This window comes from Streptomyces sp. NPDC006265 (assembly GCF_040613555.1).
Classification (GTDB): domain Bacteria; phylum Actinomycetota; class Actinomycetes; order Streptomycetales; family Streptomycetaceae; genus Streptomyces.
In genome coordinates, this window is sequence record NZ_JBEXSH010001118.1 from 1 (window position 1) to 2456 (window position 2456).

Genomic DNA, 2456 nt, shown 5'->3' on the forward strand with positions numbered 1-2456 from the left:
GCTGGCGCCTCGTGCCCGCCACGAGGGTCGCCGGGATGACCGGCCAGCCGTGTTCCGCCGCGTGCGCCGCCATCCTCGGGTTCGCTCCGACCACGGTCGGACGGCCCACCATGCGCAGCATGGTCAGATCACCGGGGTCGTCCCCGTACGCGTAACAGTCCGCGGGGTCCGCGCCGAACTTCTCCAGCGCCTCCCGGACCGCGTCCGCCTTCGCCGGACCGAACATCGCGTGCTGGATCCCCCCGGTCATGCACCGGTCCTCGTCCAGTTCCGGCTCGGTGCACAGGACCAGGTCGACCCCTAGGTCGTCGGTGATCGGATGCAGGGTGGCGGGCCATGAGCCGGAGACGACCACCGTGTGATGGCCCGCCTGCTGGTGGCGCCGCAGCCGCGCGACGGTCGGCTCGATGAACGGGGCTCCGCCCTCGCGCAGTTCGGCGTACCACTCGCGGGCCTCCGCGACGACGTCGTCCCAGGGGACGCCGGTGTGCAGTTCGTAGAACTTGGACACCACCTCGACCGGGGTGACGCCCATCGACGCCAGCCGCCGCAGCGGCTCCACCAGCCGTTCGTACTCGGCGCCCGTGGTGTCGCCCTGCCGCCGCAGCCGGTGGCGCAGCAGCGAGAACGGGGTCTTCATCGCGATGAGGGTCTCGTCGGCGTCGAAGAACGCCACCACGGGACGGGAGTGATCCGTGGTCAGCGGGGGAAAGACGGTGGTCATGGCCGGCTCCTGAGGTGGGCCGCTCGGGTGAGCAGGTGGGTGGTCTCCTGGGGTCGCCGGGGGTCGAGCCGGGCCAGCAGATGGCCGTCCGGACGGACCACCGCCACGGCCGGCCCCGCGCCCAACGCCGCGGCCAGCCCCTTGGGGACCGCACGGGTCAGGTCGAGCAGGGGGGTGCCCTCGGGCAGCGCCCGCCGCAGCCGGTCGCGGGTGCGCTGCCAGTCCGGTGGCGGCGTCCGCCGGCCGGGCCACAGGAGCACGGTGTGCCGGTCCCGGTCGACCGCGGGCCACCCGCCGCCGAGGCGCGAGGAGGCCTCGCCCGGCTCCGCCCCGCCCGCAACCATCACCGGCAGGCGGGGGTGGCGATCACCGTCGTAGCTGACGGCCGTCTGCCCGAGCTGCGGAGCGATCTTGCGCTGGAACAGGCCCGACCGGTCGGCCGCCATGAACGCCGCGTCCCGCAGAGCGACCTTCGCCGGTGTGTTGACGAGCCCCGCCTTGGTCAGCAGCTCGGTCGAGCGCGCCACGGAGTGCGAGACGGCCCGGCGTTCGGTGTCGTAGGAGTCCAGGATCGCCTCCCCGAACTCGCCGCGGATCACTCCCGACAGCTTCCACGCCAGGTTGAACGCGTCCTGCATCCCCGTGTTCATGCCCTGGCCGCCGGCCGGGCTGATCACGTGGGCGGCGTCGCCCACCAGGAAGCAGCGCTCGCTGCGGAAGGCGGAGGCGATCCTGACCCGTACCCGGAAGGAACCGCTCCACAGCAGTTCCTCCAAACGGCTGCGGCCGGCCGCCCGGTCGTCGACGACCTGCTGGAACATCTCCAGCGGCGGAGGATCGCCCTCGTCGTACGCGTCGTGCGGCACGCTCAGGGCGATGCGGTGCACGCCGTCGCCCATCGGGCCGAGCACCATGGCGCCGCTCGGCGCGTAGCAGTAGTGCGACAGGTCCTCGGAGAGGGTGGTCGTCAGACGGGCGTCGGTGATGGCGAAGGACACGTCGACGGGCGGGCCGTCGTAGGCGATGCCCAGTTCCTTGCGCACGGTGCTGTGCGCACCGTCCGCACCGACCAGCCAGCCGGGCTCCAGCTCCTCCACGCGCCCGCCCTCGTGCTCGAGCTTGACGGCCGGCCCGCCGGGGGTGTTGCCGAGGGCCGTGAGCCGGACGCCCTCCTCCAGGGTGCCGCCCAGATCGGCGAACCGGCGGCGCAGGACCCGCTCGGTGTCGTGCTGCGGCAGGGTGAGCGCGAACGGGTAGGGCGAGTCGGGCAGTCGGCTCATCCAGGCCGTCGCCAGGCGGCGGCCGCGCGAGTAGAACGCCGTGCCCGCCAGCCGGTGGCCGATGTCCAGCAGGTCGCCGGTCACCCCGATCCGGTCGAGCAGTTCGAGGTTGCGCGGCCAGACCACGTTCGCCCGGGAGTGCGCGGAGTGCCCGCGCCCGGCGTCCACGACGCGTACGGGGATGTCCCGCTGGAGCAGCTCGCAGGCGACGACCAGCCCCACCGGCCCCGCTCCGACGACCAGCACGGGCGTGGCGGGCCCACGCTCGGTCAGGCCGCCCACATCAGGCCCCCGTTGACCTCGACCACACTGCCGTTGACGTACGAGCTGTCCTGCGAGGCGAGGAAGACGGCGGTGGCGCCGACCTCCTGGGGGCCGCGCCCGGTTCGTGGACGAGGAGGGGGCGCCTCGGCTGGAGCGGGTCGTGCCCGTCGCGCTCGTCGTCGTGGGCG

The 2456-nt window shown here is 73.6% G+C and carries 2 protein-coding genes and 1 pseudogene; all 3 read right to left on the reverse strand.

Features of this window, described 5'->3' with window-relative positions:
• A partial coding sequence (locus ABZ281_RS45965) for an HAD-IB family hydrolase (protein ID WP_356664408.1) occupies positions 1-724 on the reverse strand: 724 nt, incomplete at its 3' end.
• Positions 721-2286 (reverse strand): FAD-dependent monooxygenase, encoded by a 1566-nt coding sequence (locus tag ABZ281_RS45970; protein WP_356664410.1) that lies wholly within the window; start codon positions 2284-2286, stop codon positions 721-723. The genes ABZ281_RS45965 and ABZ281_RS45970, both read right to left, overlap by 4 nt.
• A pseudogene (locus ABZ281_RS45975) lies at positions 2274-2351 on the reverse strand (hypothetical protein); the annotation flags it as partial. The gene ABZ281_RS45970 and the pseudogene ABZ281_RS45975, both read right to left, overlap by 13 nt.
• Positions 2352-2456: the final 105 nt, after the last annotated feature.